This is a genomic window from Allorhizobium ampelinum S4, from assembly GCF_000016285.1.
Lineage (GTDB): Bacteria > Pseudomonadota > Alphaproteobacteria > Rhizobiales > Rhizobiaceae > Allorhizobium > Allorhizobium ampelinum.
In genome coordinates, this window is the sequence record NC_011989.1 from 1587481 (window position 1) to 1613697 (window position 26217).

General features: G+C 56.1%; 24 protein-coding genes and 1 tRNA gene. 16 read left to right on the forward strand and 9 right to left on the reverse strand.

What is annotated here, in order from left to right; genetic code table 11:
* Positions 1 to 213: 213 nt before the first annotated feature.
* The 3 genes from AVI_RS07495 to AVI_RS07505 all read left to right on the forward strand — a co-directional run bounded on the left by AVI_RS07495 (position 214) and on the right by AVI_RS07505 (position 4203).
* Positions 214 to 1506, forward strand: a complete 1293-nt coding sequence (locus tag AVI_RS07495) for a hemolysin family protein (protein WP_015915797.1) — start codon at positions 214 to 216, stop codon at positions 1504 to 1506.
* A 142-nt stretch (positions 1507 to 1648) separates the two neighbouring features.
* On the forward strand, positions 1649 to 3163 hold the full coding sequence (locus AVI_RS07500; RefSeq protein WP_041696486.1) for a helicase HerA domain-containing protein: 1515 nt from the start codon (positions 1649 to 1651) through the stop codon (positions 3161 to 3163).
* Between the two features lie 149 nt (positions 3164 to 3312).
* A complete protein-coding gene (locus AVI_RS07505) occupies positions 3313 to 4203 on the forward strand; it encodes an alpha/beta hydrolase (protein WP_187152381.1) in 891 nt (296 codons plus the stop codon).
* Positions 4204 to 4249: 46 nt separating this feature from the next.
* Here AVI_RS07505 and pepT read toward each other — a convergent pair whose 3' ends face one another.
* Complete coding sequence (gene pepT, locus AVI_RS07510; protein WP_015915800.1) at positions 4250 to 5485, reverse strand: peptidase T; 1236 nt, start codon at positions 5483 to 5485, stop codon at positions 4250 to 4252.
* Between the two features lie 797 nt (positions 5486 to 6282).
* Between pepT and AVI_RS07515 the strand changes: the two genes are divergently transcribed.
* Together AVI_RS07515 and AVI_RS07520 are read left to right on the forward strand one after the other, a co-directional pair.
* The gene (locus AVI_RS07515; RefSeq protein WP_015915801.1) at positions 6283 to 6987 is read left to right on the forward strand and encodes a carbonic anhydrase; all 705 of its coding nucleotides are present in this window, start codon (positions 6283 to 6285) and stop codon (positions 6985 to 6987) included.
* A gap of 4 nt (positions 6988 to 6991) precedes the next feature.
* A complete protein-coding gene (locus AVI_RS07520) occupies positions 6992 to 8518 on the forward strand; it encodes a SulP family inorganic anion transporter (protein WP_015915802.1) in 1527 nt (508 codons plus the stop codon).
* 81 nt (positions 8519 to 8599) lie between these two features.
* Here AVI_RS07520 and AVI_RS07525 read toward each other — a convergent pair whose 3' ends face one another.
* A complete protein-coding gene (locus tag AVI_RS07525; RefSeq protein ID WP_041696488.1) occupies positions 8600 to 9589 on the reverse strand; it encodes a TerC family protein in 990 nt (329 codons plus the stop codon).
* Between the two features lie 332 nt (positions 9590 to 9921).
* Between AVI_RS07525 and rpsD the strand changes: the two genes are divergently transcribed.
* From rpsD to AVI_RS07555, 6 genes are all read left to right on the forward strand, one after another.
* A complete protein-coding gene (rpsD, locus tag AVI_RS07530) occupies positions 9922 to 10539 on the forward strand; it encodes a 30S ribosomal protein S4 (RefSeq protein ID WP_015915804.1) in 618 nt (205 codons plus the stop codon).
* A gap of 155 nt (positions 10540 to 10694) precedes the next feature.
* Positions 10695 to 11621, forward strand: coding sequence for a glutaminase (locus tag AVI_RS07535; protein WP_015915805.1), 927 nt, complete (start codon positions 10695 to 10697; stop codon positions 11619 to 11621).
* A 140-nt stretch (positions 11622 to 11761) separates the two neighbouring features.
* Positions 11762 to 12556, forward strand: coding sequence for a ChbG/HpnK family deacetylase (locus tag AVI_RS07540; protein ID WP_234613862.1), 795 nt, complete (start codon positions 11762 to 11764; stop codon positions 12554 to 12556).
* Positions 12557 to 12652: 96 nt separating this feature from the next.
* Entirely contained in the window at positions 12653 to 13540 is an 888-nt protein-coding gene (gene ttcA, locus AVI_RS07545; protein WP_015915807.1) for a tRNA 2-thiocytidine(32) synthetase TtcA, read from the forward strand.
* 43 nt (positions 13541 to 13583) lie between these two features.
* Positions 13584 to 14420 (forward strand): inositol monophosphatase family protein, encoded by an 837-nt coding sequence (locus AVI_RS07550; protein ID WP_015915808.1) that lies wholly within the window; start codon positions 13584 to 13586, stop codon positions 14418 to 14420.
* Positions 14421 to 14447: 27 nt separating this feature from the next.
* Positions 14448 to 15269, forward strand: coding sequence for an inositol monophosphatase family protein (locus AVI_RS07555; protein ID WP_015915809.1), 822 nt, complete (start codon positions 14448 to 14450; stop codon positions 15267 to 15269).
* Positions 15270 to 15342: 73 nt separating this feature from the next.
* On the opposite strand, the gene AVI_RS07560 is transcribed toward AVI_RS07555, so the two are convergent.
* The 5 genes from AVI_RS07560 to purL all read right to left on the reverse strand — a co-directional run bounded on the left by AVI_RS07560 (position 15343) and on the right by purL (position 19971).
* A complete protein-coding gene (locus tag AVI_RS07560; protein WP_015915810.1) occupies positions 15343 to 16548 on the reverse strand; it encodes a multidrug effflux MFS transporter in 1206 nt (401 codons plus the stop codon).
* A gap of 257 nt (positions 16549 to 16805) precedes the next feature.
* Entirely contained in the window at positions 16806 to 17141 is a 336-nt protein-coding gene (grxD, locus tag AVI_RS07565; RefSeq protein ID WP_015915811.1) for a Grx4 family monothiol glutaredoxin, read from the reverse strand.
* Between the two features lie 101 nt (positions 17142 to 17242).
* On the reverse strand, positions 17243 to 17443 hold the full coding sequence (locus AVI_RS07570) for a hypothetical protein (protein ID WP_041696492.1): 201 nt from the start codon (positions 17441 to 17443) through the stop codon (positions 17243 to 17245).
* Between the two features lie 15 nt (positions 17444 to 17458).
* Positions 17459 to 17695 (reverse strand): BolA/IbaG family iron-sulfur metabolism protein, encoded by a 237-nt coding sequence (locus tag AVI_RS07575; RefSeq protein ID WP_015915812.1) that lies wholly within the window; start codon positions 17693 to 17695, stop codon positions 17459 to 17461.
* A gap of 38 nt (positions 17696 to 17733) precedes the next feature.
* Positions 17734 to 19971, reverse strand: a complete 2238-nt coding sequence (gene purL / locus AVI_RS07580) for a phosphoribosylformylglycinamidine synthase subunit PurL (RefSeq protein ID WP_015915813.1) — start codon at positions 19969 to 19971, stop codon at positions 17734 to 17736.
* Positions 19972 to 20336: 365 nt separating this feature from the next.
* Between purL and AVI_RS07585 the strand changes: the two genes are divergently transcribed.
* From AVI_RS07585 to AVI_RS30485, 3 genes are all read left to right on the forward strand, one after another.
* Positions 20337 to 20930, forward strand: coding sequence for a DnaJ domain-containing protein (locus AVI_RS07585; protein ID WP_085946625.1), 594 nt, complete (start codon positions 20337 to 20339; stop codon positions 20928 to 20930).
* Positions 20931 to 21029: 99 nt separating this feature from the next.
* Positions 21030 to 21233, forward strand: a complete 204-nt coding sequence (locus AVI_RS30480) for a hypothetical protein (RefSeq protein ID WP_139192370.1) — start codon at positions 21030 to 21032, stop codon at positions 21231 to 21233.
* 99 nt (positions 21234 to 21332) lie between these two features.
* Positions 21333 to 22145 carry a helix-turn-helix domain-containing protein gene (locus AVI_RS30485; RefSeq protein ID WP_139192369.1) on the forward strand — a complete coding sequence of 271 codons (813 nt, stop codon included), beginning with the start codon at positions 21333 to 21335 and terminating at the stop codon, positions 22143 to 22145.
* Between the two features lie 21 nt (positions 22146 to 22166).
* On the opposite strand, the gene lipB is transcribed toward AVI_RS30485, so the two are convergent.
* On the reverse strand, positions 22167 to 22898 hold the full coding sequence (lipB, locus tag AVI_RS07595) for a lipoyl(octanoyl) transferase LipB (RefSeq protein WP_015915816.1): 732 nt from the start codon (positions 22896 to 22898) through the stop codon (positions 22167 to 22169).
* 498 nt (positions 22899 to 23396) lie between these two features.
* Here lipB and AVI_RS07600 point away from each other — a divergent pair.
* Positions 23397 to 23481 (forward strand) — tRNA-Leu (locus AVI_RS07600).
* Positions 23482 to 23558: 77 nt separating this feature from the next.
* Positions 23559 to 24572, forward strand: coding sequence for an ABC transporter permease (locus AVI_RS07605; RefSeq protein ID WP_187152382.1), 1014 nt, complete (start codon positions 23559 to 23561; stop codon positions 24570 to 24572).
* Between the two features lie 24 nt (positions 24573 to 24596).
* Here AVI_RS07605 and AVI_RS07610 read toward each other — a convergent pair whose 3' ends face one another.
* Entirely contained in the window at positions 24597 to 25664 is a 1068-nt protein-coding gene (locus AVI_RS07610; RefSeq protein ID WP_049777160.1) for a tyrosine-type recombinase/integrase, read from the reverse strand.
* Between the last annotated feature and the right edge of the window lie 553 nt (positions 25665 to 26217).

Consider the following 26217-nt stretch of genomic DNA (forward strand, 5'->3'; position numbering starts at 1 on the left):
AACTTTAAGTCCCTGATGCATCGAGATTTTGGGGCACCGATATGCTTTGTCTTCCCGTGCGATTTGTCTTTTTCGGCAAAGCGGGCGACCGTATTTTTATGGCCAAGCACCATCCATTGAAATTGTCGCGAGTCATTTGGAATGCGGCGGTGACTTGTGCTACAGATTTTATCCCGCCGCCATTCATGCGGCTCCTAAGAGATTTGAAACAGCTTGTTTGCCGAAATCGTCATTGTTGTCCTGCTCACCATCTTGAACGGCGTATTGGCAATGTCCGAACTGGCGGTCGTCTCCGCCCGTCCGGCGCGTCTGCGAGTTCTGGCCGAAGCCGGTCATCGCGGTTCTGCCGTTGCCATCCGGTTGGCTGAAAATCCCGGTCGTTTTCTGTCAACCGTGCAGATCGGTATTACCCTTGTCGGCGTTTTGTCCGGCGCATTTTCGGGAGCCACTCTCGGTGCTCGATTGACGCAGTGGCTTTTGCTGCAAGGCATGTCAGAGGCTCTGGCCAATACGCTCGGCGTCGGCTGCGTCGTGGTTGGCATCACCTATCTGTCGCTGATCGTCGGTGAGCTCGTGCCCAAGCAGATTGCGCTGCGAAACCCTGAAATGGTCGCCTCGCGCATGGCGGGTGCCATGCTGATCCTGTCCAAGGTTTCGCTGCCGCTGGTCTGGCTGCTGGACGGCTCGGGGCGGGCGGTCCTGTCGCTGCTCGGCCAGAAGGGCGCATCGTCAGGCACGGTGACGGATGAGGAAATCAAGACGGTCTTGGCCGAAGCACAAAGTGCTGGTGTCATCGAATCGGAAGAATCACAGATGATTTCCGGCGTCATGCGCCTGGCGGACCGCACTGCACGGGGTCTTATGACGCCGCGCCGTGATGTCGAACTGATCAGCGTCGATGACACGATTGAGGAAATCCGCCAGGCGCTGCGTGAAAGCCAGCATTCCCGTCTGCCGGTGCGCAATGGCAATTCCGATGAAATCGTCGGGGTCATGCTGGTGAAAAATTTCTACGATGCCTTGGCCAATGGCGGCACGGTCGACATCCGCTCGATTATCAGCGATGTGCCGATCGTATCGGATCTGGCGGGTGCCATCGATATCATCCAGTCGATCCGCAAGACGGTTCTGCACATGGTGCTGGTCTATGACGAATACGGCCATTTCGAAGGCATTATCACGTCAGGCGATATTCTGGAGGCGATTACCGGTGCCTACCAGGAAGAGGGCGAGGAAGAGCCGGCTCTGCTGATGCGTGAGGACGGTTCCTATCTGGTCGCCGGCTGGACGCCGATTGACGAATTCATCGAGCATATCCGTGTGCCTGTGGATGACGACCCGGATTTTACCACGGTCGCAGGCTACGTGCTGGATGAGTTGAAACGCATTCCGGCGCTAGGCGAAAGCTTCGTCAAGAATGGCTGGAAATTCGAAGTCGTCGATCTGGATGGCCGGCGCATAGACAAGCTGCTGGTGTCGCCAGTTCTGGCAGACGATCCGGATTGATTTAAGCCGCGATTGCCTGTGGGTTTCGGCGAGAAGACACAGGCATCTTCTTTTACTTTCTGTTAGGAAAAGCGGATTGAACGGCGTTGCCGCATCGCGGTGCAGGAACGCGTCATCATTCAATCGTGAGGGAATATACAAGGTGCAGGTCGGGATCGATATGGGAACAGTGGCGGGTGGCCAACCTGCCAGGCTCGATATCGAGGAGCTATTGGCGACCCGTCTTCTTGTTCAGGGCAATTCCGGTTCCGGAAAATCGCATCTTCTGCGGCGTCTATTGGAGCAATCTGCCCAATGGGTGCAGCAGGTCATCATCGATCCCGAAGGGGATTTTGTCACGCTCTCGGATAAATACGGCCATCTGGTCGTAGACGGGGAGCGCAGCGATGCCGAATTGATCGGGATTGCCAACCGCATCCGCCAGCACCGCGTTTCCTGCGTGCTGACGCTGGAAGGGTTGGATATTGAGCAGCAAATGCGCGCAGCCGGTGTGTTCCTCAACGGCCTGTTCGATGCGGAGCGTGAGTATTGGTATCCGGTTCTGGTCGTGGTCGACGAGGCGCAGATGTTTGCCCCCTCGGTCGGCGGTGATGTCTCCGAAGACGCCCGCAAACTGTCGCTTGGCGCGATGACCAATCTGATGTGCCGTGGCCGAAAGCGTGGCCTGGCGGGTGTGATCGCTACGCAGCGTTTGGCAAAGCTTGCCAAGAATGTCGCGGCTGAAGCCTCCAACTTCCTGATGGGTCGCACCTTTCTCGATATCGATATGGCGCGTGCAGCCGACCTTCTCGGTATGGATCGCCGCCAGGCGGAAATGTTCCGCGACCTGAAGCGCGGCAATTTCGTCGCACTCGGCCCGGCGCTTTCGCGCCGTCCGTTGCCCATTGTGATTGGCGATGTGGAGACCTCAGCGCGCTCCTCCAGTCCGAAACTGATGCCCTTGCCCGATGCGCCGCAGGACGTGGAAGATCTGATCTTCACGCCGGATCCTGAAGAGTTTACCCGCCCGCTCGTTCGCCGTGCGCCGCCAGCTCCGCGCCCGACCACCGATATTCTGGCTGAATTGGCCCGTGCAACGCCGGTGAGCGTCGAGGATGTCGCCCCACAGAGATCGTCACAGCCGGAAATCACCGCCGAGGAACGCGAGGAGCGGATGGCGGCGGTGCTGGCAGAAATTCTCGATGATCCGCAGGCGGCCTATCGCACCGATTCTGTTCTCTATCAAGAATTCCTGGTTCGAGCCCGCATGCGCCGGGTCGGCGGTCCACCAATGGCGATGGGTGAATTTCGTCGCCGCGTCGCCGTGGCGCGGGCCGACGTCGATGACGAAACCGCGTCCTCTGACCGCTGGCAGGAGGCGCTGTCTTTATCAACGCGGGTTTCGGATGACTTGCAGGGCGTTTTTCTGCTGATCGCCAAGGCGGCCATCCGGTCCGAGCCTTGCCCTTCCGATTTGCGGATCGCCCGAGCCTATGGCACCCATTCCGCCCGCCGCGCCCGCCGGCTGCTTGGCTATTTCGAAGAGCAGGGCATGGTCGTGGTGCATACGGATTTTTCCGGAAAACGCATCGTGGCCTTCCCTGATCTGGAAGCCGAAACCAAGCCCGGTGATCCGAACGCAGCCGATATGCCGGATAGCCGCAGTGCTGCGGAATAGAGCTTATGCCACGGTTTTGAACATGGAGCCTTGTTGACGGGCCAAGTTGTGCCGCAATGGCTGCCCATGCTTGGCCAATGACCAAGTTTTCCCTAGCGCTCCGACGGAGGCATGTCCTGAGCCTTGCTTCTTTCAGTTTCCTGAGTCTCGTGACATCAGGGCAAGCCGCATCTCTGGCAGCCGGTGAGGTGCCCCTCTGGCCGGGCCGGGCGCCGGGCGGTGGTGGCCCTCGGCTTGGCCGACGCACCATTCACAAGGCGGCATTGCTGCGTATCGCCACGCCAACGCTGCGGATGGTCCGTCCGCAAACCTCAAATGGGACAGCCGTGCTGATTGCACCCGGCGGCGGTTATCATTTCGTTGAGGAACGCAAGGAGGGCGAGGCCGCCGCGCAATGGCTCGCCGCCCGTGGCGTCACCGCTTTCATTCTCACCTACCGTCTTCCGGGCGAAGGTTGGTTTGTCGGTCCCCGCGCGCCCTTGCAGGATGCCCAGCGGGCCTTGCGGCTGATCCGGGCGCAGGGTGATGCACTTGGCCTCGACCCTCAGAAAATTGGCAGTATGGGATTTTCCGCCGGTGGGCATTTGATGGGCATGCTATCGACACGCTTTGCTGAGCCGGTCTATTCGCCGGTCGACAGTGCCGATACACTGTCGGCAAGGCCGGATTTCACCCTGCTGGCCTATCCGGTGATTACCCTGAAGGCTCCCTATAATCATACCTGGACCCGGGTTGAGATGGTCGGCAAACATCCCAGCGATGCCGATGTAGCGGCCTGGTCGGTCGAAACCCATGTCAGTTCCACTTGCCCGCCTGTCTTTATGGCCCATGCCAAGGACGATCCGGTTGCCAATATCGAGCATTCCCGGATGATGCAGGCGGCTTGCCGCAAGGCCGGTGTTTCCGCCGATCTGGTCGAACTTGAGCAGGGCGGTCACGGCTTTGCCATGGGCGAAGGGAGCATGGGGAAAACGCCCAGGCCGCCGGTGCTCTGGACACCGGCGCTTGAGGCATGGATGCGGGACCACAATCTGATTTGATCCAGCATCGTACCGAAACCGGTTTTCGGTACGATGCTATAGCGCGTCAGTTTGCCCGTTCTTCCCAGACCTTTGCCAGTTCCACAATGGTTTTCACGGCGACTTCCATGTCCTGAACGCTTATCCATTCCAGTGGCGAGTGATAGGCATGACCACCAGTATAGATGTTGGGGCAGGGCAGCCCCATGAAGGACAGACGCGAGCCATCTGTGCCGCCGCGAATGCTGTGCAGCACGGGGGTAAGACCGACGCGGCGCACCGCTTCCTCGAGATTATCCATCACCATCGGATATTGGTCGAGCACCACTTTCATATTGCGATACTGCTGCTTGACCTCGAATGTGTAGGTCGATCCTGGATAGTCGCGCATCACATCGCGGGTAATCTCTTCCAGCAGCGCTTCCTTCTGCGTGAGTCCCGCATCGATGAAATCGCGGATGATGAATTTCAGATGAGCTTCATCCATGGAGCCGCTGATGTCGGTAGGGTGAATGAAGCCCTGGCGGCCCTCAGTGGTTTCCGGGGTCTGGTCCTTTGGCAGCCGGGCAATGATGGCGCTGGCGATCTTGATAGCGTTTTCCATCCGGTCCTTGGCCGTGCCGGGATGGATCGCAACACCGGTAATGGTGATATCCACGCCATCCGCCGAAAATGTCTCGTTCTCGATCTCGCCGACAGTGCTGCCATCCATGGTGTAGCCAAAAGCTGCGCCCAGCTTTTTCAGGTCGACCTTGTCTGCCCCGCGCCCGATTTCCTCATCGGTGGTGAAAAGGATTTTAATGGCGCCATGCCGGATGTGCGGATTGTCGATGATAAACTGCGCCGCCGTCATGATTTCGGCAATACCGGCCTTGTCGTCTGCACCCAGCAGCGTGGTGCCATCGGTGGTGACAATGTCATGGCCGATTTGCGTGTTGAGCTGCGGATTTTCGCTGACGCGGATGATTTGATTGGTATCGCCGGACAGAACGATATCCCCACCCTGATAGTTTTTCAGCAGTTGGGGCTTCACATTCGTGCCGGTGAAATCCGGTGCCGTATCCATATGCGAGCAGAAGCAGATCACCGGAACCGGCTTGTCCACATTGGCCGGAATGGTGGCATAGACATTGCCGTGCTCATCCAGATGCGCATCTGAAAGGCCCATGGCCAGCAATTCACTCACCAGCACATGGCCGAGGTTCTTCTGTTTTTCCGTGGAGGGCTGGCTGGTTGATTCGGGGTCTGATTGTGTGTCGATGACGACATAGCGCAGGAAACGGTCGAGAATTGTATCGGGCATGCGGGCGGTCCATCACGGTTTGTGGCTATGGTTGCTGGCCACGGTTTGGGGCGGGGTCGGGCTTTGCCCATCCGCGGGATATGCGATGCCGACCTGCGGCACCTGCAATTCTTCAGTATTCATTTTGCGACATTGTTGACGCAAAAGAGACCCTGTAAATGTAAGCGTTTCACAAGACGCAGGTTTGCTCAACCCATTTGTAATGCATCCGCATTTTTATCTTTCACCATTGGCAGCGGACAATACTCAAGCAAACACTGTCGGAAATGACCCTATCGACTCGCGGTTCCTTGACATGACATCCGCCGCGTTATTGTTCGCCAAGACTAAGAGAATGCCATAATATTTATTTTTCTCTATGCATCCTAAGAGAGTATTTCGATTTAATATTGCGACGCGGAAAAATAGCTTTCCTTTAATAAGGACTTGCGGAATTGAACGAAATTTGAAAATTTCAATATTTTAAATTTCTATGATTTTTATCAAGTCTAGCATTCAAATCGTTGTAATTCATATATAAAAAATCCTGAATTTTTACCGTTCGATAAACAGACTTTTGAAATAATAACAGAAAAGTGATCCATGTTTTTGCTGCATGGCAACAGAAATCACAATTTCGTCCTCCAAATAAATTACTCTCGGTTGTGTAGGCAAGGAATGGTTAAAGGGATCCGTTTGATCCAGCCTTGCACGATAACCAGCCGGATTGCTGTTCCATATCCGCGTAGCTCACAACACGGATGCAATGCATCCCGGCATCAATATCTAGCCAGCTATTTATCAGGAGGATTTTTGCAATGAGTGATTTTTTGAAGCGCGTTTCGAGTTTTCGTGAAGACGTATTTCCGACCCATTCGGGACTCTATCGTAAACTGGCCCGGGAAGGGCAGCAGCCCCAGGCCTTGATGATTTCCTGCGCAGACAGCCGGGTCATGCCGGAAGTGATTACCCAGTCCGGCCCTGGTGAACTGTTCGTATGCCGCAATGCGGGCAACATCGTCCCGCCGTTCTCGACCATGAATGGCGGCGTTTCCTCGGCCATCGAATATGCGGTGGTGGCGCTTGGCGTGCGTGACATCGTCGTGTGCGGCCATTCCGATTGCGGCGCCATGAAGGGTCTGTGCAATCACGAACTCCTGGCGCCGATGCCCAATGTGGCCGCCTGGTTGCGCCATAGCCACGCCGCTTATTCCATCGTCTGCGAGGCCTATCCTGATGATTTGCCGCACAAGGACAAGGTGCGGGCTGTGGCAATGGAAAATGTGGTCATTCAAATCGATCACCTGAAGACCCACCCCTCGGTCGCCGCCAAACTCGCCACCAATGACATTAACCTGCATGGCTGGTTCTTCGACATCGAGACCGGTGAGGTGCAGGTTTATGATGGCGCGGAGAAGCGCTTCCTGGTGATCGAGGGTGAAAAGGCGCTGCCAGTGGCGGTTTCCGGGCGTGCCACGCCGCATATCATGGCCGATCCTCTTGTAGCGGTGGCGGCGGAGTGAGGTGATGGAAAAAACCAGTTCTGCTCTGACACGGGACATTGCCTCGTCCATCGTTGTCTTTCTCGTCGCCATCCCGCTTTGCCTCGGCATTGCTATCGCTTCCGGTGTGCCGGTGGCGATGGGCCTCGTCTCCGGCATTGTCGGCGGCATCGTTATCGGCGTCATCGCCGGTTCACCCTTGCAGGTCTCCGGCCCGGCGGCAGGCCTTGCGGTGATCGTTTTCGGCTTCGTTGAGGAATATGGACTTGTTCTTCTGGGGCCTGTTCTGATCGTCGCCGGGTTTTTGCAAGTCCTCGCCGGTTATCTTAAGCTCGGTTCCTGGTTTCGCGCCATTTCGCCTGCCGTCGTGCATGGCATGCTGGCGGGAATCGGTATCCTGATCGTTCTCGGCCAGGTCCATGTGTTGATGGATGCCAAGCCCGCTGCCGGTGGGGTTGAAAATGTCGCGGCCATGGATGAGACCATCGGTAAGGTGTTCAGCGGCGGCCTCAGCAATCACAGTATGGCGCTGATGATCGGCCTGATCTCTTTGTTGGCCATGGTTGGCTGGGAAAAATTGCGGCCAGCCCGGCTGCGGCTGGTGCCGGGGGCATTGATCGGCGTCGCTGCCGGGACCTTGCTGGCGGTCGGCCTCGACCTGCCGATTGCCCGTGTCCAGGTTCCGGCCACCCTGCTGGAAGGCATTCGCTTACCAACGATGGAAAGCTTTGCCGGGCTTGCCCAACCGGGAGTGATCGCCACCGTGTTGATCATCGCGGTGATTGCCAGCGCCGAAACCCTGCTATCGGCTGCTGCCGTCGATAGGATGCATGACGGTGAGCGCACCCGTTTCAACAAGGAACTGGTGGCGCAGGGCGTCGGCAACAGCCTGTGCGGCCTGCTGGGCGCTCTGCCGGTAACCGGCGTCATCGTTCGCTCGTCTGCCAATATCCAGGCAGGCGCTGCAACACGTCGTTCCACTATTCTCCATGGAGTCTGGATCCTGGCCCTGGTGGCGCTTCTACCGCAATTGCTGGGCGTCGTGCCTTTGACCGCCCTGGCTGCGGTGCTTTTGGTGACAGGCTGGCGACTGGTGAGCTTGCAGCATGTGCGCCACCTGTTCGATCATCACGGCTGGGTGCCGGTCGCGGTCTGGGCCACGACGGTCAGTCTTGTCGTCGTCCAGGATCTTCTGGTGGGCGTTGCGGTCGGCCTGTTTCTCTCGATTATGGAAATCATTCCGGTACTTCGCCGCAAACTGCATATCGACCACCATGAGAATGATGAGTCGATCCAGTTGAAGCTGAACGGCGTCGGGACCTGCCGGGACGTCCCAGCATTGCTGGCAACACTGGAATCGCTTCCAGACGGAAAGAAGGTGCTGATTACGCCCGCAGGGCTGCATTATGTTGATCACACCTATGCCGAAACCCTGACAGAATGGGTGACACGCGAAAGACGGGCAGGGCGGCCGCTTGAGGTGAGCGCCTCCAGTCAGCTTGCCCCGAAAGTTGCTTCCATGGTGGATCGGCTCTGCGTCAAGCCTGCATAAGGAAACGACACGACAGATCCAGACACAGAAAAGGGGCGGCCCATAAAGCCGCCCCTTCTTTTATGTTGGCTGGAGAGAAGGTTACCCTTCGATAACATCCTTTTTCGCGTCCTTGCGGGTCGCCCACAGCGATCCGACGATACCAGCCGCCAGGATGGCGAGCGTGATGGTTAGCGACAGCAGCGGCGGGATCTTGGTGATGCCCAGCATGTCGGCAAGAAAGATCTTCGAGCCGATGAAGATCAGAACGACCGACAACGCATATTTCAGGTAAGCGAAGCGGTGGATAAGGGCGGACAGCGCGAAATACAGGGCGCGCAAGCCGAGGATGGCGAAGATGTTCGAGGTGTAGACGATATAGGGATCCGTGGTGATCGCAAAAATCGCCGGGATCGAATCAACCGCAAACACCAGGTCAACGAATTCCACCATGATCAGCGCGAGAAGCAGCGGCGTGATATAGGTTTTAAGCTTACCAGTCGTTTCGTCTTGCTTACGCACCACGAAACGGTCGCCTTCCAGCTTGTCGGTGACAGGCAGGTAGCGCCGCGCCAGCTTCAAAGCCGGGTTGTTGGCGACATCATATTCGCTATCTGCCGATAGCAGCATTTTGACGCCGGTAAACACCAGGAAGGCGGCGAAGAAATACAGAACCCAGTGGTAGCTTTCGACAATGGCCGCGCCTGCCGCGATCATGATGCCGCGCAGGATGATCACGCCGAGGATACCGTAGAGCAGCACCCGGTGCTGATAGGCGCGAGGGATGGCGAAATAGCCAAAGATCATCGCGATGACGAAGATATTGTCCATCGCCAGGCTTTTTTCGATGACAAAGCCCGTCAGGTATTCAAGCCCGGCCTGCGGACCTGATTGCCACCATATCCAGCCGCCAAACAGCACGCCCAGAGTGATATAGAAGGCCGAGAAAGCAAAGCTTTCGGCCATGCCGATCTCTTTGCTGTTCTTATGCAGAACACCAAGATCGAGAACGAGGAGGAAAAGAACGACTGCAAGGAAGAAAAGCCACATCCATGTTGGCTTGCCCATAAAATCAACCCAAAGAAAATCCATAAAGGGATTCCTTTGCCGGAGGGTTTTTGTTGCAGTTCCGACATCACGGGTATCCGGCACTCGCGTCAGAGGGGCCCGGAACTGCTGATTATTGCGTAAATGTGGCGGGCTTCGCGCCGTTTCAAGGCCGAGTGCTTGACATTTATAATGGCTCTGCGTAGAGACCCCTCCAACGCCGGGTGGAAACGCCCGGTGTTTTTACGACATGTCCCGTGGAGGCTCCGCTTTTTTAGGTGTGAGTCGCCTGTCAGGAAAGCCGAAAGGCGATCCAGAGGAGGGCGTGTTTCCCAAAATGGGTTCTAAAAGGCCCAATAACAACAAGAGGAAATACGATGAGCAAGCGCGCATCTTCCAAGTACAAAATTGACCGCCGTATGGGCGAAAATATCTGGGGCCGCCCGAAGTCCCCGGTTAACCGTCGCGAATACGGCCCCGGCCAGCACGGTCAGCGCCGCAAGGGCAAGCTTTCCGACTTCGGTGTGCAGCTGCGCGCCAAGCAGAAGCTGAAGGGCTACTACGGCGACCTGCGTGAAAAGCAGTTCCGCGCCACCTACGACGAAGCCAACCGTCGCAAGGGCGATACCTCCGAAAACCTGATCGGCCTGCTGGAATCGCGTCTGGACGCCATCGTCTACCGCGCCAAGTTCGTGCCGACTGTGTTTGCTGCCCGTCAGTTCGTCAACCACGGCCACGTTTCGGTCAATGGCGTCAAGGTCAACATCGGTTCATACCGCTGCAAGGCTGGCGACGTTATTGAAGTGCGTCAGAAGTCCAAGCAGCTGGCCATCGTTCTGGAAGCTACGCAGCTTGCCGAACGTGACGTTCCCGATTACATCGAAGTTGATCACAACAAGATGGTTGCGACCTTCGTTCGTGTACCAACTCTGTCGGACGTTCCTTACGCTGTTATCATGGAACCGCAGCTGGTCGTCGAATTCTACTCGCGTTGATTTCGATCTGAAATTGGAAAAAGCCGCCTTTACGGGCGGCTTTTTCTGTTTGCAGCGCAGCAAAATTCGATAATGATGCCTGTCGGCTTCTGCACGAAAAACGTGACTGTCATGCATCTGCCGGGATGAGCAACAGCTCGGCATGGGGAAACCAGATGGATTTGCAGGCAATTGTTGACGACATTGTCGGTGAGATGCAGCCCCGGCTCGGGGAAGGCAAGGTCGCGGACTATATTCCCGAGCTTGCGACGATTGATCCAAAGCAATTCGGCATCGCCATCACCACCGTCGACGGCCAGACCTTCACTGCGGGCGATGCGGCAATTCCATTTTCGATCCAGAGCATTTCCAAGGTGTTCATGCTGACGCTGGCGCTTGGCAAAACGGGGGAGGGCGTGTGGAAGCGGGTCGGGCGCGAGCCCTCCGGCTCGTCCTTCAACTCCATCGTTCAGCTGGAGCATGAGCATGGCATTCCGCGCAACCCCTTCATCAATGCGGGCGCAATCGTTGTGACGGATATGGTGCTGGCTGGACACAAGCCGCGCGAGGCCATCGGTGAGTTCCTGCGCTTTATGCAGTTCCTGGCCGATGACGACAGTATCACCATTGACCGAAAGGTGGCGCAGTCTGAGCAGACGACTGGCTACCGTAATTTCGCGCTGGCCAATTTCATGAGCGGTTTTGGTAATCTGCACCATGCCGTGGAAATGGTGCTGGGTGTTTATTTCCATCAATGCGCGCTGGCGATGAGCTGTGTGCAACTCTCCCATGCGGGTCTGTATCTTGCCAACCGGGGTACAAATCCGCTTAGTGGCTTTTCCGTGGTCTCGCCGAAGCGGGCGCGGCGCATCAACGCCTTGATGCTGACCTGCGGCCATTATGATGGCTCGGGGGATTTTGCCTATCATGTCGGCCTGCCCGGCAAGAGCGGTGTGGGCGGCGGCATCCTGGCGATAGCGCCGGGCAAGGCCTCTATTGCAGTGTGGTCTCCGGGATTGAACAAAGTTGGCAATTCGGCGCTTGGATCGGAAGCGCTCGAACTGCTGGCAACCCGGACCGGCTGGTCGGTTTTTGGAAATTGATGTGAGAACGGTTTTTGCTTCTCGGTGAAAAGCAATGCCTGGAGAATGCAGGGTCGATAGGCATAAAGTTCGGCGCGCATTCATGCCGTGACTATGATATAGCGGGCAAAAGGCCTGCAGGAGTGGGACAAGTCTTGAACGTGATCTCGGATATGAAAATCAATGCGGCGCCGCTATGCATCGTTGCCGATGGCTACGGCCTGTCGCCTGGCGTTAATCAGGCAATCAGGACGCTGCTTAGCGAGGGCAAGGTGCGTGGCACCGGCTGCATGACCGTGTTTGCCGATTGGCGCGACGAGGCTTCTCTGTTGCTGCCCGTGATCGACAGATGTGGCGGCGCCATCGGCCTGCACCTGACGCTGACCAATTTCCTGCCTTTGAGCGGCGTGCAGCCCATGTGTTCTTTCCGACGCCGTCTGACCCAGTCCTTCATGGGCGGTGTCGACAAGGGCAAGCTGCAACGCGAGCTTGATGCGCAGCTCAACGCTTTTATCGATGTGATTGGCCGCGTGCCTGATTATATCGACGGCCATCAACATATTCATTTCCTACCCGTGGTGCGAGAATGGCTGGTGGCGCGGCGTGATCTGCTGATCAGCCCGCGCGGCAACAGTCCCTGGCTGCGCGGTGAGCCGGATGCGCGACTGGCGACAAGCCTTGCCCAGCGCGCCAAGATCAGCCTGGTGCAGCGCATGGCACGCGGTTTCAACACGGAAATGCAGGCGGCGGGCTATACGATCAAGGGACCGTTGACCGGTTTTTACGAGCGCGGCAAGCCGAACGGTTTTGCCGATGCGCTTCGCTATTTTCGCAGCCATGCGCCGCGTGACGCCGTTGTCATGTGTCATCCTGGCCATTCGGATGCGATCCTGCGGGCGCGTGACCGGCTGATGATGGCCCGCGAGGTTGAATTTGCCGAGCTGATGCGCCAGTAAGGGAAGATCGTAAGAGAAAATCCGTCCGATAGGCATTGGCGGCAATTCACGGATCGACGGTATTAGCCAAATTAGCGGACAGGGGCGCATCCGAACATGAACCTTGCATTTGCGGGAAGCGCGACGGAACGCACCGAGGCCGATGAGGCCGAAGACGCGCAGGAGAATGTTCGTCATCCCCTGTTTAGGGCCGCACCACAATCGGTATCCTTCAACAAGCTACGCAAGCGGTTGCTGCGCCAAGTGCGCCAGGCAATGGACGATTTCGGCATGCTCAACGGCCAGAAGCGCTGGCTGATTGGGCTTTCCGGTGGCAAGGACAGCTATGGTCTGCTGGCGTTGCTGATGGATTTGAAATGGCGCGGCCTGCTGCCCGTCGAGCTGATCGCCTGCAATCTCGATCAGGGGCAACCGAATTTTCCCAAACATGTCCTGCCGGATTACCTGAAATCCATCGGCATGCCGCATCGCATCGAATATCGAGATACTTATTCCATCGTCAAGGAAAAGGTCCCGGCGGGCGGCACCTATTGTTCGCTCTGCTCGCGGCTGCGGCGCGGTAATCTCTACCGCATCGCCCGCGAAGAAGGCTGTGATGCGCTGGTGCTCGGCCATCACCGCGAAGATATTCTTGAAACCTTCTTCATGAATTTTTTCCATGGTGGCCGGTTGGCGGCTATGCCGGCCAAGCTGTTGAACGATGAGGGCGATCTGTTCGTGCTGCGGCCATTGGCCTATGCGGCGGAAGACGACCTCGCCAAATTCGCTGCCGCCATGCAATTTCCAATCATTCCCTGCGATCTCTGCGGATCGCAAGATGGTTTACAGCGCAATGCCATGAAGGACATGCTGGCTGGAATCGAAGCCAAGATGCCAGGCCGCAAGGATGCGATGCTGAGGGCATTGTCGCATGTGAACCCCTCGCATCTGCTTGATCCGGCACTTTTTGACTTTTCCGGGCTGGTTGTCACGAAGCCGTCATAAGGCGGGCGCATCGAGTTTTTGACATTTCACCAGCCTCAAGAAAGTGCCTCCCGTGTTTCAAGATCGTGATATCGACGCCGTCCTGCAAATCGTCAAGGACGCCGCCGCCAGCCAGATCGTGCCTCGTTTTCGCCGTCTCGGTGTTTCCGATATTTCCGAAAAGAAATCCTCTATCGATCTCGTCACAGAGGCCGATCTTCTGTCGGAAAAGCAGATGACGGACGCTTTTCTGGCCCGCTGGCCCGGTGCCTTGATCGTCGGTGAGGAGGCATGCGAAACCAATCCAGGCGTGATCGACGCGTTGAGGGATGCGGAGCTGGCATTCGTCATCGATCCGGTCGACGGAACGTTCAATTTTCAGGCTGGCCTGCCTTTGCATGCCACCAATCTCGCCGTTGTGGTGCGCGGTGAGACTGTGGCGGGGATTATCCACGAATCGGTACTTGGCGATACGCTGGTGGCCTCCCGCGGTGCCGGTGCGCAGTTTTTGCGTGCCGATGGCGAGCGCGTTCCGGTCAAGGTGGCTGCCCCATGCGATCTCTCGGCCATGGTGGGAACGATTTCCATCAATGAATTGAAGGGTGAGGAAAAGCGCCGCATTGCCGGTAATCTCACCAAGACAAAGATGGCGTTTGCCTTCAATTGCTCTGCCTATGAATATTGGCTGGTTGCCACCGGTAAGGTCCATTTCATCGGCCATTACAAATTGATGCCCTGGGACCATCTGGCCGGTGTGCTGATCCATCAGGAAGCGGGCGGGGTGACTGCCCGGTTCGATGGCAGCCCCTATCTTCCCGGTGACACCACCGGTGGCATCCTGACGGCACCGGATCGCGACAGCTGGGAGATGATTCTACGCGAAGTGATCCAGGCGCGATAAGACTGACAAACTCTAAAAGGAACAGACATGGCCGATATCGACATTGCAGCCCTTGCCAATCTTCTGCAGGAAGCGGCAGTCACGGAAATCCTGCCGCGTTTTCGCAATCTGGGCGAGGGCGATGTGCGGATGAAAACCGAGGCCATCGATCTGGTCACCGAGGCCGATGAAGCAGCGGAGCGGTTGATCCACAGCTGTATCAAGGAGTTGATGCCGGATGCTGTCTTCATTGGTGAGGAAGCGGTTGCCGCTGATCCGGCCCTGCTGAACAAGCTGGCGGATGCGGAGTTGGCCGTGGTAGTCGATCCCATCGACGGTACCTTTAATTTTGCGGCCGGCCTGCCGCTGTTCGGGGTTATGCTCAGCGTCGTACGTCAGGGCGAAACCGTTGCTGGCCTGATTTACGACCCGATGGGCAACGACTGGGCAATCGTTGAAAAAGGCAGTGGCGCCTGGCTCTGCAAACCCGATGGCAACCAGGAAAAGATGGAGGTGCGCCCGGCACCCGATCTTGCCCAGATGATCGGCATTGCCAATGTCGGCTTCTTCGAACTGGAGGCGCGCCGCAAGCTGCTGGTCAATCTGGCTGAGGTGCGGCTGTTCACCAGCTATCGCTGTGCCGCCCACGAATACCGCATTCTCTGCCAGGGCCATATGCATTTTGCCATGTATAACAAGCTAATGCCCTGGGATCACCTGGCCGGCACGCTGATGGCCCAGGAGGCAGGCGCCTATGCCGCGAGGTTCGATGGCTCTGCCTACCTGCCGCACCACACCAACGGCGGCCTGCTGATTGCCCCAGACAAAGAAAGCTGGACCGAATTGCGGGAAAAGATTTTCAACGTTTAAAATCTCCGTTTACCCCATAAAAAAAGCCACGGCAGGTGACCTGCCGTGGCTTTTTTGTTCGGATATCCAATTGTCAGACCTTTGGATTATGCGGCTGAAACAGCTTGCCTTTTTCGGCAATCAGCACGAAGACCAACCCTATCACACCCAGGAAGAAGTAGCCTGCGACCAGCGGGCGGGATGTTCCATCGAAGGCCTGACCGACTATGGCGCCAAGAACCGAGCCGCCGACGGTGGAAATGAAGCCGAGGACCGAGGAGGCCGTTCCGGCGACATGGCCGAGCGGTTCGATGGCAAGCGTCTGGAAATTGCCGCCGATCCACCCAAACTGGAACATTGAGACGGCAAAGAACGTCATGAACACCACGAAGGGCAATGGTGTTGGCCCGAAGGTTTCGGCCAGCAGCCAAAGGGCATTGATGGCGATGAATCCGAGAAGCGAGCCATGAGACAGGCGCCGCATGCCAATCCGGCCCACCAGCTTCGAATTGACATAGGACGACAGCGCCATGAAAATCGCCACGGCAGCAAAGGCGAATGGAAACCAGACGCCCAGACCATAAATGCCCATGTAGATCTGTTGAGCAGAGTTAATGAAGCCGAACAGCGCCCCGAAGATGAAGGTGCTTGCCAGTGTGTAGAACAGGGCAATGCGGTTGGTCAGGACGATCTTGAAGCCCTGGAGGATAACTTTCGGGGTGAATTCCCGTCGATTTTCGGGATCGAGTGTTTCCGGTAGCCGCATCTGCATCCAGATGCTGGTGAGAATGCCGCCAACAGCAATGAACAGGAAGATCAGGTGCCAGTTGCCGAAGAACATGATGATCTGACCGGTTCCGGGGGCGACGACCGGGATAATCATGAAAACCATCATGATCAGCGACATCACCTCCGCCATCTGGCGTCCGCCGTAGACATCGCGCACGATGGAAATGGTGATCACCCGGGTTCCAGCGGAGCCGGCACCCTGGATGAAGCGCAGGATCAGCAATCCGGCGAAGCTTGGCACAATGGTGATGGCCAGTGCTGCCAGAACATAGACGATGAGACCGATCAACATCGGCGTGCGCCGCCCGAAACGATCCGACAGCGGGCCATAGATCAATTGCGCGCAGCCAAACCCGATCAGGTATGACGTCACGACATATTGCCGGTGATTTTCATTGACGACATTGAGGGCTTCGCCGATCTGCTGCAAGGCAGGAAGCATGATGTCGATCGCCAGCGCGTTCATTGCCATCAATGCGGCGCAGAGAAAGACGAATTCCAGCTTGCTCATGCCTTGCAAGGCAGCTGGAGCGGAACGAATGGGAGCTGTCATGGGAAAACATGTCCTGGAAAATCAAAAGGCGTCGCAAGGCGCGACGCCCTTATCAGATACTGCATTAATCCCTCAATCGGAATCGATTATGAGAGCCGTGCTGTCGATAGGCTTGTAGCTGACCGCTGTGTGCGTCAAATTTGCCGCACCGCAATATGCGCAAAGGGGTCGATGGGGACAAGCCCGGAATACCACCGGGCTTTATCCAGTTCGCGTCAGGCGGCGCCGCGAACGGCAATGCCCTTTTCCTCGAGGTGAGACTGCAACTCACCGGCCTGGAACATTTCCCGGACGATATCGCATCCGCCGATGAATTCGCCCTTCACATAAAGCTGCGGAATGGTCGGCCAGTTGGAATAGGTCTTGATGCCTTCGCGAATTTCCTGGTCGGCGAGCACATTGATGCCCTTGTAGTCGATGCCGAGATAATCGAGCATCTGTACGACCTGGCCCGAAAATCCGCATTGCGGAAACTGGGGCGTGCCCTTCATGAAAAGCACGACATCATTGCTTTTTACAGCATTATCAATGAATTCGTTTACACCGCTCATGGATTTATCCTTTCACATGCGGGTCAAGGCCGCAGTATTCCATTGCCTATATAGGCGCATTTTGCCGAAATTTCAAAAGTCAAAACGGAAACAGACAGTCATCAGCCCCGGTTGCGGGTCACGCGCCGGGCCTGACGGGCAGCCTTGTTGCGGTTATTTGCCCGCGTCGGCTCGACCTTCTTGTCGGCAGCAGGCGCATTCAAGCGTTGCAGCTTGGCCTGTTTGTATTTCTTTCGGTCGGACATTTCAGCTTTCACCGATTTGATCAGTGAGGAGAAAAACGAGGTAATCGGGTTGCTCATGATGATGTGATACCGTCAGGCTTCGGGGATGGAGGTTTGCAGGGCGAGCGCATGCAGCACCCCGCCCATATTGCCTTTCAGGGCATCGTAGACCATCTGGTGCTGCTGTACGCGCGACTTGCCGCGAAAGGCTTCGGCAACGACTTCAGCGGCATAGTGATCGCCATCGCCCGCCAGATCGCGGATGACGACCTTGGCGCCGGGAATACCCGCTTTGATCATGTCTTCGATATCGCCGGGCTTCATAGCCATGGTTCTGCTCCCATTCTGATCTTTTTGCGCGCCTGGTTTTACTGCGCGGCGGCCAGGGTTTCAGCCTTGCCATCCATGAAATTAGGGAACCACGATTCATGCGTGTTGCGCAATTCCTCTACAGCGATTGTACACACACCGTCGATGACAAGTGCATCGCCGCCCACCTTGCCAAGACGGCGGAACGGTACGCCAGCGCCTTCGGCATTGGCGCAGATGAAATTGGCGAGGTCAGCTGGAACCGTCACGACATAGCGAGCCTGGTCTTCGCCAAACAGCAGGGCATGGGCTGGACCGCGGCTTTCCGACAAGTCGATGGTAAGGCCCTTGGCCGAGGCCATCGCCATCTCGGCCAGAGCAATCCCGAGGCCACCGGAGGAAATGTCATGGCAGGCGGTTACCTGACCATTGCGGATCGCCGAGCGGATGAAATCGCCATTGCGGCGCTCGGCATGCAGGTCCACTTCGGGCGCTGGGCCATCGGTGCGGCCAAGAAGGTCACGCAGATAGATCGAGCTGCCGAGATGCGTGCCATCGGTGCCGATCAGCAGGACATGATCGCCGTCCTGGGCGCCACCAATTTTCGCCATCCGGCTCCAATCGGGCAGCAGGCCAACACCAGCAATGGTCGGGGTCGGCAGGATCGCGACGCCATTGGTTTCGTTATACAGCGAGACATTGCCCGAGACGATCGGGAAATCCAGTGCCCGGCAGGCTTCGCCGATGCCCTTGATGGCTTCCACCAACTGGCCCATGATCTCCGGCTTTTCCGGATTGCCGAAATTGAGGTTGTCGGTGGCGGCGAGCGGCTCGGCCCCGGTCGCTGTAATGTTGCGCCAGCATTCGGCCACGGCCTGCTTACCGCCTTCAAACGGATCGGCTTCGACATAACGCGGCGTGACATCCGAGGAGAAGGCCAGTGCCTTGGTCGGATGATTTTCTACCCGCACTACGCCCGCGTCACCGCCGGGAAGCTGAAGCGAATTTCCCTGGATCAGCGTGTCATATTGTTCATAGACCCAGCGGCGGCTGGACTGGTTGGCCGAACCGACCAGCGACAGAATAGCGGCGCGGTAATCGGCTGGCTCGTCCACCAGATTGGCGGGCAGGGGGCCGCGCTTGTCTGACTCGCGCCATGGGCGGTCATATTCGGGTGCCTGATCGCCGAGATCCTTGATTGGCAGATTGGCGACTTCCTCGCCTTGATGCAGGATGCGGAAGCGCAGGTCATCGGTGGTTTTGCCGACAATGGCAAAGTCTAGGCCCCATTTGACGAAGATCGCCTTGGCGACCTCTTCCTTGGATGGCTCCAGCACCATCAGCATGCGCTCCTGGCTTTCCGAGAGCATCATTTCATAGGCGGTCATATTTTCTTCGCGCACCGGCACGGTGTCGAGGTCAAGCTCGATGCCGAGATCGCCCTTGGCACCCATTTCCACCGCCGAACAGGTGAGACCTGCGGCACCCATGTCCTGAATGGCGATGACCGCACCGGTCTTCATCAGTTCAAGGCAGGCTTCCAGCAGGCATTTTTCGGTGAAGGGGTCGCCGACCTGTACGGTCGGGCGTTTTTCCTCGATGGATTCGTCGAATTCCGCTGATGCCATGGTCGCGCCACCGACGCCATCGCGGCCAGTCTTGGCTCCGAGATAGACGACCGGCAGGCCAACGCCCTTGGCCTCGGACAGGAAGATCGCATCCGACTTTGCAAGGCCGGCGGCAAAGGCGTTGACCAGGATATTGCCGTTATAGCGCTCGTCGAATTCCACTTCGCCGCCCACGGTGGGAACGCCAAAGGCATTGCCATAGCCGCCAACGCCAGCCACGACGCCGGAGACGAGATGCCGTGTCTTCGGATGATCCGGTGCGCCGAAGCGCAGCGCGTTCATGGCGGCAATCGGACGCGCGCCCATGGTGAAAACGTCGCGCAGAATGCCGCCGACGCCGGTCGCAGCACCTTGATAAGGTTCGATATAAGAAGGATGGTTGTGGCTTTCCATCTTGAAGACCACGCAATCGCCGTCATCGATATCGACCACGCCTGCATTTTCGCCGGGGCCTTGAATGACGCGAGCGCCCGTGGTGGGCAGGGTGCGCAGCCAGCGCTTGGAAGATTTGTAGGAACAATGCTCGTTCCACATGGCCGAGAAAATACCAAGCTCGGTAAATGTCGGCTCCCGTCCGATCAATTGCAGAATCCGGTCATATTCCTCCGGCTTCAGGCCATGGGAGGCTACCAGTTCCGGGGTGATCGGGATGGAATTCGGGATCGTCATGGCTCTCTCTTGCACTGGGAGTGAGAATTTTGCCGCCCTTTTATAACAGGCAATTCATTCGCGCGACTGGAAAATGTGGCTGCTGCGGGTAAAATGCGGCCTTTCCAAGGTTTGCGTGTCGATGGCTTATCCGTGGCCGGATCTGCGCAAATTCCAGGGCTGGTGAAAGCGCGGTTTATGGCATCTCAGACAATCTGTTTGGGGATAGACCATTTCTTTTCACATTTTCGCCCCGGCCTGCGGTAAACTTATGCGCGATGTAAGCGAGGCAGATGAGCCTGTGTTACAGCCATGCGAAACGTCTGCCCGCTTTGCCGGGCCGGTTGGAATTCTAGACAGGTGCCTTTGTGATCGATCCTTATGTCATGCTGGGTTTGGAGCGCGATGCCGATGAGGCGGCGGTCAAGGCGGCGTATCGCAAGAAGGCCAAGAGCGCCCATCCAGATGCCGGCGGCGACCCGGATGAATTTGGCAGGATCACTACGTCCTATGATCTCTTGAAGGATCCGGTTCGCCGTAAGGTCTATGATGATACCGGCTATGATCCGCAATTGGCCGATGTTGCCGACCTGAAGGGCTTGATGGTGCTGGAATCGCTGATTAACGACATGATTCTTGACGAGCGCGAGCCCGGCAGTTTCGATCCGGTCGCGGGCCTGCGCCGCAAGTTGACGGACGATATCCTCAAAGCCCGGTTTCATATTCTGGAACTGGAGCGTCACCGCACCCGTATCCGCAAGCATGTGGATCGTATTGGCCGGCGACCTGAAACCGATGTGCTCGGCTCGATGTTGCGCGCCCGCACCCAGTCGATTGCCGAAGCGATCAAGAATGCCGAAACCCAGATCGACGCCATCGAGCGCGCCTATTCGATGCTAGAGGGCTATTCCTACGAGCTGGAACCACTGGTGGAGACGCTGTCCGATCCTGTTCCGGATCTGCCGAAGGCGGCCGAATAGCATCGGCCCGAAAAGTGTGGAGCGGTTTTCGGATAAGCCGATGCTTGGAAGAAGCCATCGGCCCGAAAAGTGTGGAGCGGTTTTCGGATAAGCCGATGCTTGGAAGAAGCCATCGGCCCTAAAAGTGTGAAGCGGCTTATCGCGCGCACCATCATTCAAAAAAATAATCCAAACAGAAAAGCGTTGCGGTTGTCTGTTGGTTCGTGTCGATTCGCCCTGGCTTGGCTGCCTCAAAAAAAGACATTCAATTTCCATTGGAATAAAAATGGATCATTTTGGAGCGTAGCTTATTTGGTTCGTTAACGCGCCCTTAAGTCCTGTCGACAGAAGCCGATAAGGATACGTCGGGTCCGATTAGCTTATTCAATGGACTTCAATTCATCGCTTTCCCGTTGAAAAATATTGTCTTTTTCAAGGATTAATTTCGAATTACCGAGCTTTTGGCCGAGAGTCTGCTGGCTGGTATTTAAATATGACGGTCGTGAAAACGAATTTTGTCGTGAGGCGCCATTGCGGCACAGTTTCAATTTTCGTAATTTGCGACGTCAGGATAATTTTTTCTGCGGCGTGGAACCAATTGAGATGGCGAACATTTCTGTTGCGGTTTTAAACGGTTCAACGGCGTGGCAATCCGATGGGCGCGTATTTTTAACCCGGATGCGCGGCAGACGGATTTCGATCTGGATCTATTTTAAGCTGGCAATCATGCGGGTAAAAAATTTGTTGAAGGCGTGGGCCTTTGGCGAGAGGCGGTCAAGGGAATGTCGGGTGGCTGGGAATCATCGGCGTTTTTTTCACGGAGATCGTATTATGGGGCTTTACGATATTAACCGGCTACTGAATGTGAATGACGATACCTTGGGCGGGCGACTTGCAACTGCGCGGGATTGTGCAGGCATGGATCTCGCCGATTTGGCCTCGATTGCGGGCGTGCCGGTTGCGAAATTGCGCTCATGGGAGGCGGATCGCAGTGAAGCCGATGCCAGAAGTCTTGGATTGGTTGCCGATAGTCTTGGCGTTTGCCGCCAATGGCTGATGACAGGCAACGGGCGCGGTCCAGACGAAGAGGACAATGGCGGCGAGGCCGAGGACGACATGCTTTTGGTCATGCGCCGCGAGCTTGATCGTTTGACCCATATGTATCAGGAAACCGGCAGCATGATCGAAATCCTGCACCGCAGGATTGGCGATTTGGAGCAGCGGTCCAGCCGATAATGGGTGCCTTTCAGGCGCCAATTACCGTGGCTTTATATGCTGGTCGGCCACTGTCGGGCCGAACACCGTTTCAAATGCCTCTTTGAGATGAATATCCACATCGTTCATCGTCACAGGCAGACCGAGATCGACAAGGCTGGTGACGCCATAGGCAGAGATGCCACAGGGTACGATGCCGCTGAAATGAGACAGGTCTGGCTCGACATTTAAAGACAGGCCGTGAAAACTGACCCAGCGGCGCAGACGAATGCCAAGCGCGGCGATCTTGTCTTCAGTAACGCTACCGTCCGGTAGAGGTGCCTTATCTGGCCGGCGAACCCAGACCCCGACCCGATCTTCTCGCTGCTCGCCGCGAATATTCATCATATCCAGTGTTTTGATAATAACGTCTTCCAGGGCGGCGACATAGGCTCGTACGTCCTGGCGGCGCCGCTTCAAATCCAGCATGACATAGACGACACGCTGGCCCGGTCCGTGATAGGTATATTCACCACCACGTCCGGTGGCAAAAACCGGAAAGCGCTGCGTGTCGATCAAATCCTTCGGATCGGCACTGGTGCCTGCCGTGTAGATCGGCGGATGTTCCAGCAGCCAGATCAGCTCGTCGGTGGTGCCATCGGCAATAGCTGCCACTTCCTCCTCCATCACGCGCAACGCATCCTCATAGCCAACAAGTCCGTCGCTGACCCGCCACCGGATCGGCGCATTGCCAGGGCTGGCAAGCATGGACTTATCGAGATCGGAACGAAGCATGAGACACTATCCTTAAGGTCACAATTGGCGGTCGCCATCGTGTGGTTGGTTTATAGCGCCGCACCTCCTATGTGGGGCGGCAGTATAACGCTTTAAGTTTGTTGCATAATTTTCTTACGCCGATTTCGGCTGAAAGAGCTATGCAATGGTGAAACGGCAACGACGTTAAACGGGCGCACATGCTGACGTTCGACCTTTGCACGAACCAGACAAGGTTAAGGAGAAGATGTGCGCGCCTTCTCGCCTTGATTATACCGGAAAGGAGAACATGAGCGGTGATCTCCAGTGACTCAATCTTATGTGGTTCATTCTGCTTATAAGGTTCATTCCAGCAGCGCGCCGCATTTCACCCTGCATTTGGCGCGGCTGGAGCGAGTTTTCAACAGACAATTCAATGCTGTGGAGCGATTTCATAAAAATGTTGCAAGCCGCCCTTGTGTACCCCCGATGCATTTGCTAGATGCAGCCCGTCGACGCAAGTCGGTACTCTACCACGATGCGGTCGTGGCGGAATTGGTAGACGCGCAGCGTTGAGGTCGCTGTGGGGCAACCCGTGGAAGTTCGAGTCTTCTCGACCGCACCAAGAACCCGGCTTTAGGCCGGGTTTTTCTTTTTTGTTCAACGGGTTAAGTTTTGATGTGTCCCACGTCAAAACTATGTGTGGGACACATCAAGCCGGTACAGCGCTTACTGGCTAGTTTTCAGCGCTTCACCGTTCGCCATAGACGTCGCTTGTTTTCGCTTCTGATTGGCCGTGCTAAATGTGGAATGGTCGGTACTCCGGACCCGGAAAAGCCGGATTTTCGCTTTACCTTGAAAGTGGTCAAAGATCGGGAAAACATCGTGACAGAAATTAACGCGCAAACGATAAAGAGGGCTGAGGTCGAGCCAAAGATTTCGGTAAAAGATGCGCTGCAGCAAAAGCTAAACGTGATGCATGCTGTGATCATGCGCGACATACGCAGCCGCTACTTTAACCACGGCCTAGGCTTCTTGATCGTGCCGCTTTTTCCTGTTGCACATATTCTTTTGCTTTTAACTGTATATAACGTGGTAGGAAAAAAATCTGAATTTGGTGATGATCTTCAGTTGTTTTTTGCTACTGGGCTGCTGCCTGTTATGACTTTTATGTATGTATCTCGATTTATGTCCATATCCTTGATTGCAAACAAATCTATGATGTCATTTCCAGTGGTGCGGTTGCTGGATATAGTACTGGCAAGGGCTTTTTTGGAATTTATCGGAATTGTTATTTCATTTATATTAATATATATATATCTTATATCTACTGGCAGTAATCCAGTTCCTATTCATCCTTCGGAAGCTTTGACGGCATTCTTTTTTACAGTGATTTTGTCAATTGGATTCGGAATAAGCGCCAGCGTAATCTCAGCCATTCTTCCCATTTTTCCGATGATTTATGGATTTTCAATGGTGGTAGTATATCTAACCTCAGGTGCGCCAATCTATCTTAATTCGTTTCCAGAAGTGGCTTTGCGTGCCGTTTCCTGGAATCCAGTATTTCATGCAGTCGAATGGGTACGATCAGCATACTATCTGGGCTATCCTACCGAATTTATTGACAAGCAGTATCTCATTGGATTCTCAATTGGCAGTGTTTGCTTCGGACTGGTTCTTGAGCGGTTGCTGCGGAGATACGCACTTGAGAACTGATTTCCAAGGAAAATATGGCAATGGTCACAGCCAAGCATCTGAGACATCTAGCCGGTCCATCGCTTGCTGTGCCAGCTTCCAGCGCTCCACGCGGCGGGTGTAAACCTCACTTGTTTTAGCTTCTGAGTGGCCGAGAATGGCCATTATTTCATATTGGCTGCATCCTTGTTCTGCCAGCAACTCGGCCAGGCCTTTGCGCACACCGTGAGCGGAAAGGTGGTTCAGGCCGGCGTCAATGCACCAGCGCTTGAACATGGCCGACATGGAATCACCGCTGGCGAAGGGTTTGTTGCCGCGTGCAACGATGTAGGTCTCTGCAATGACGGCCTGGCTATGGATGGCGGCTTTTAAGGGCTTGAGCAGGGGAATGGTCACTTCCGATGAGCCCTTCTTTGCGGGCACCCATCGCAGCGCTTCCAGCCCGTCCAGAATGCACTCATGCCTTGGGCCAAGGAATGTCAGGTCTTCGATGCGGCAACCCGTCCAAAGGAGAATGGACATTGCAATGAAAGGCTTGGAACCAGGCTTGTGGTAGGCAAAGAAGCGTTTCACATCGGCTGATTTCCAGGGCGTTGCCCCGTCGCCTTTTTTATAGATCCGGTCAATTCCCTTAGCTGGATTGGTTTTGAGGTGGCCTCGCTTGATTGCCCACTCATACATGACGCTGATAGATTCGATGAACGCGTCCGCTTGGGCGGGCGTACTGGCCATTTTATCCTGCATTTCGATCAGCTTTGGTTGAGGGATGATCATGATCCGGTCTGGGTCCTCAATCAGCCGCGCCAGCAGGTTTCGTTTCTTCTTCAGCGTTTTTGCGCTGGAGAGGCGGGCCTTTACCCTTTGCTCCATGTATTCAAAATAACTGTGCACCAGCCAGCCTATGGACCTGGGCTTGACCACCTCGGATGCCTTCTTCAAAGGTACCGGCTGTTCTCCATAGCGGGCAAGCGTATATTGGCGGCTGAAATCTTCATCGCCTGGCAGGCAAAAAATGCGAATCCGCTGTTTCGGGTTGCCAATCACCCGGACGCGATAACGTACATTGCCCGAAGGCAGATCCTCCTTGATAAGGCCTGGATAGCTGACTTTCATGACGTGTTACCATTCTTTGAGGTCAAGAGAGGCTGGTTCGGCATCGCTTTCAACACTGCCAGAAAATCGTATCTCAACCATGCCGTCTTGGATAAGCAGGCGGTCTACCATGAGGCCTGCGCGTCGGGCGGCCTTCAAGGCGGCAGCCATGGCGTGCTCGCTGGCGCGTTTTCTGGCGGGTGGCGTCGCCAAAGTCTGATCAGCCTTTCGCATTCTGTTTCTCCTGCGTCTGTGGATGTGCGTTATTGAAATCCATTGCTCTGCGACATTTTTGCTCCTGTGCTATCATTTCCAAATGCGCGATAATGCGAGGCTCGGTAATCAAGATGCCGTCCTTGGTGCGTATTTGAAGTGCGGAGTGGTCTCGGCGGTGGTGTGGCTGGGAAGATGGAGGCTTAGTCTTGCGGCTGTGCTAACGTCGTGCCGGCGGCAGGAAGCCCTCGGCCATTATCAGATCCACAGTGCTGACACTGCTGCATGATTTTCCATCCTTGGCTTGAGGATGCGCCGATCCTCTTCTCGTTTTATGTGACGCCGCCGGATGGGTAGGGCT

Bases quoted from the DNA above. Each gene is read 5' to 3' on its own strand.
- pepT (WP_015915800.1), bottom strand. From the start codon at position 5,485: ATGCCCGATACAATTCTCGACCGTTTCCTGCGCTATGTCGTCATCGAC.
- AVI_RS07555 (WP_015915809.1), top strand. From the start codon at position 14,448: ATGGCCGATATCGACATTGCAGCCCTTGCCAATCTTCTGCAGGAAGCG.
- AVI_RS07520 (WP_015915802.1), top strand. From the start codon at position 6,992: ATGGAAAAAACCAGTTCTGCTCTGACACGGGACATTGCCTCGTCCATC.
- lipB (WP_015915816.1), bottom strand. From the start codon at position 22,898: ATGCTTCGTTCCGATCTCGATAAGTCCATGCTTGCCAGCCCTGGCAAT.
- AVI_RS07575 (WP_015915812.1), bottom strand. From the start codon at position 17,695: ATGGCTATGAAGCCCGGCGATATCGAAGACATGATCAAAGCGGGTATT.
- AVI_RS07535 (WP_015915805.1), top strand. From the start codon at position 10,695: ATGGATTTGCAGGCAATTGTTGACGACATTGTCGGTGAGATGCAGCCC.
- rpsD (WP_015915804.1), top strand. From the start codon at position 9,922: ATGAGCAAGCGCGCATCTTCCAAGTACAAAATTGACCGCCGTATGGGC.
- AVI_RS07515 (WP_015915801.1), top strand. From the start codon at position 6,283: ATGAGTGATTTTTTGAAGCGCGTTTCGAGTTTTCGTGAAGACGTATTT.
- grxD (WP_015915811.1), bottom strand. From the start codon at position 17,141: ATGAGCGGTGTAAACGAATTCATTGATAATGCTGTAAAAAGCAATGAT.
- purL (WP_015915813.1), bottom strand. From the start codon at position 19,971: ATGACGATCCCGAATTCCATCCCGATCACCCCGGAACTGGTAGCCTCC.
- AVI_RS07560 (WP_015915810.1), bottom strand. From the start codon at position 16,548: ATGAGCAAGCTGGAATTCGTCTTTCTCTGCGCCGCATTGATGGCAATG.
- ttcA (WP_015915807.1), top strand. From the start codon at position 12,653: ATGAACCTTGCATTTGCGGGAAGCGCGACGGAACGCACCGAGGCCGAT.
- AVI_RS07585 (WP_085946625.1), top strand. From the start codon at position 20,337: ATGCTGGGTTTGGAGCGCGATGCCGATGAGGCGGCGGTCAAGGCGGCG.
- AVI_RS07525 (WP_041696488.1), bottom strand. From the start codon at position 9,589: ATGGATTTTCTTTGGGTTGATTTTATGGGCAAGCCAACATGGATGTGG.
- AVI_RS07610 (WP_049777160.1), bottom strand. From the start codon at position 25,664: ATGAAAGTCAGCTATCCAGGCCTTATCAAGGAGGATCTGCCTTCGGGC.
- AVI_RS07570 (WP_041696492.1), bottom strand. From the start codon at position 17,443: ATGAGCAACCCGATTACCTCGTTTTTCTCCTCACTGATCAAATCGGTG.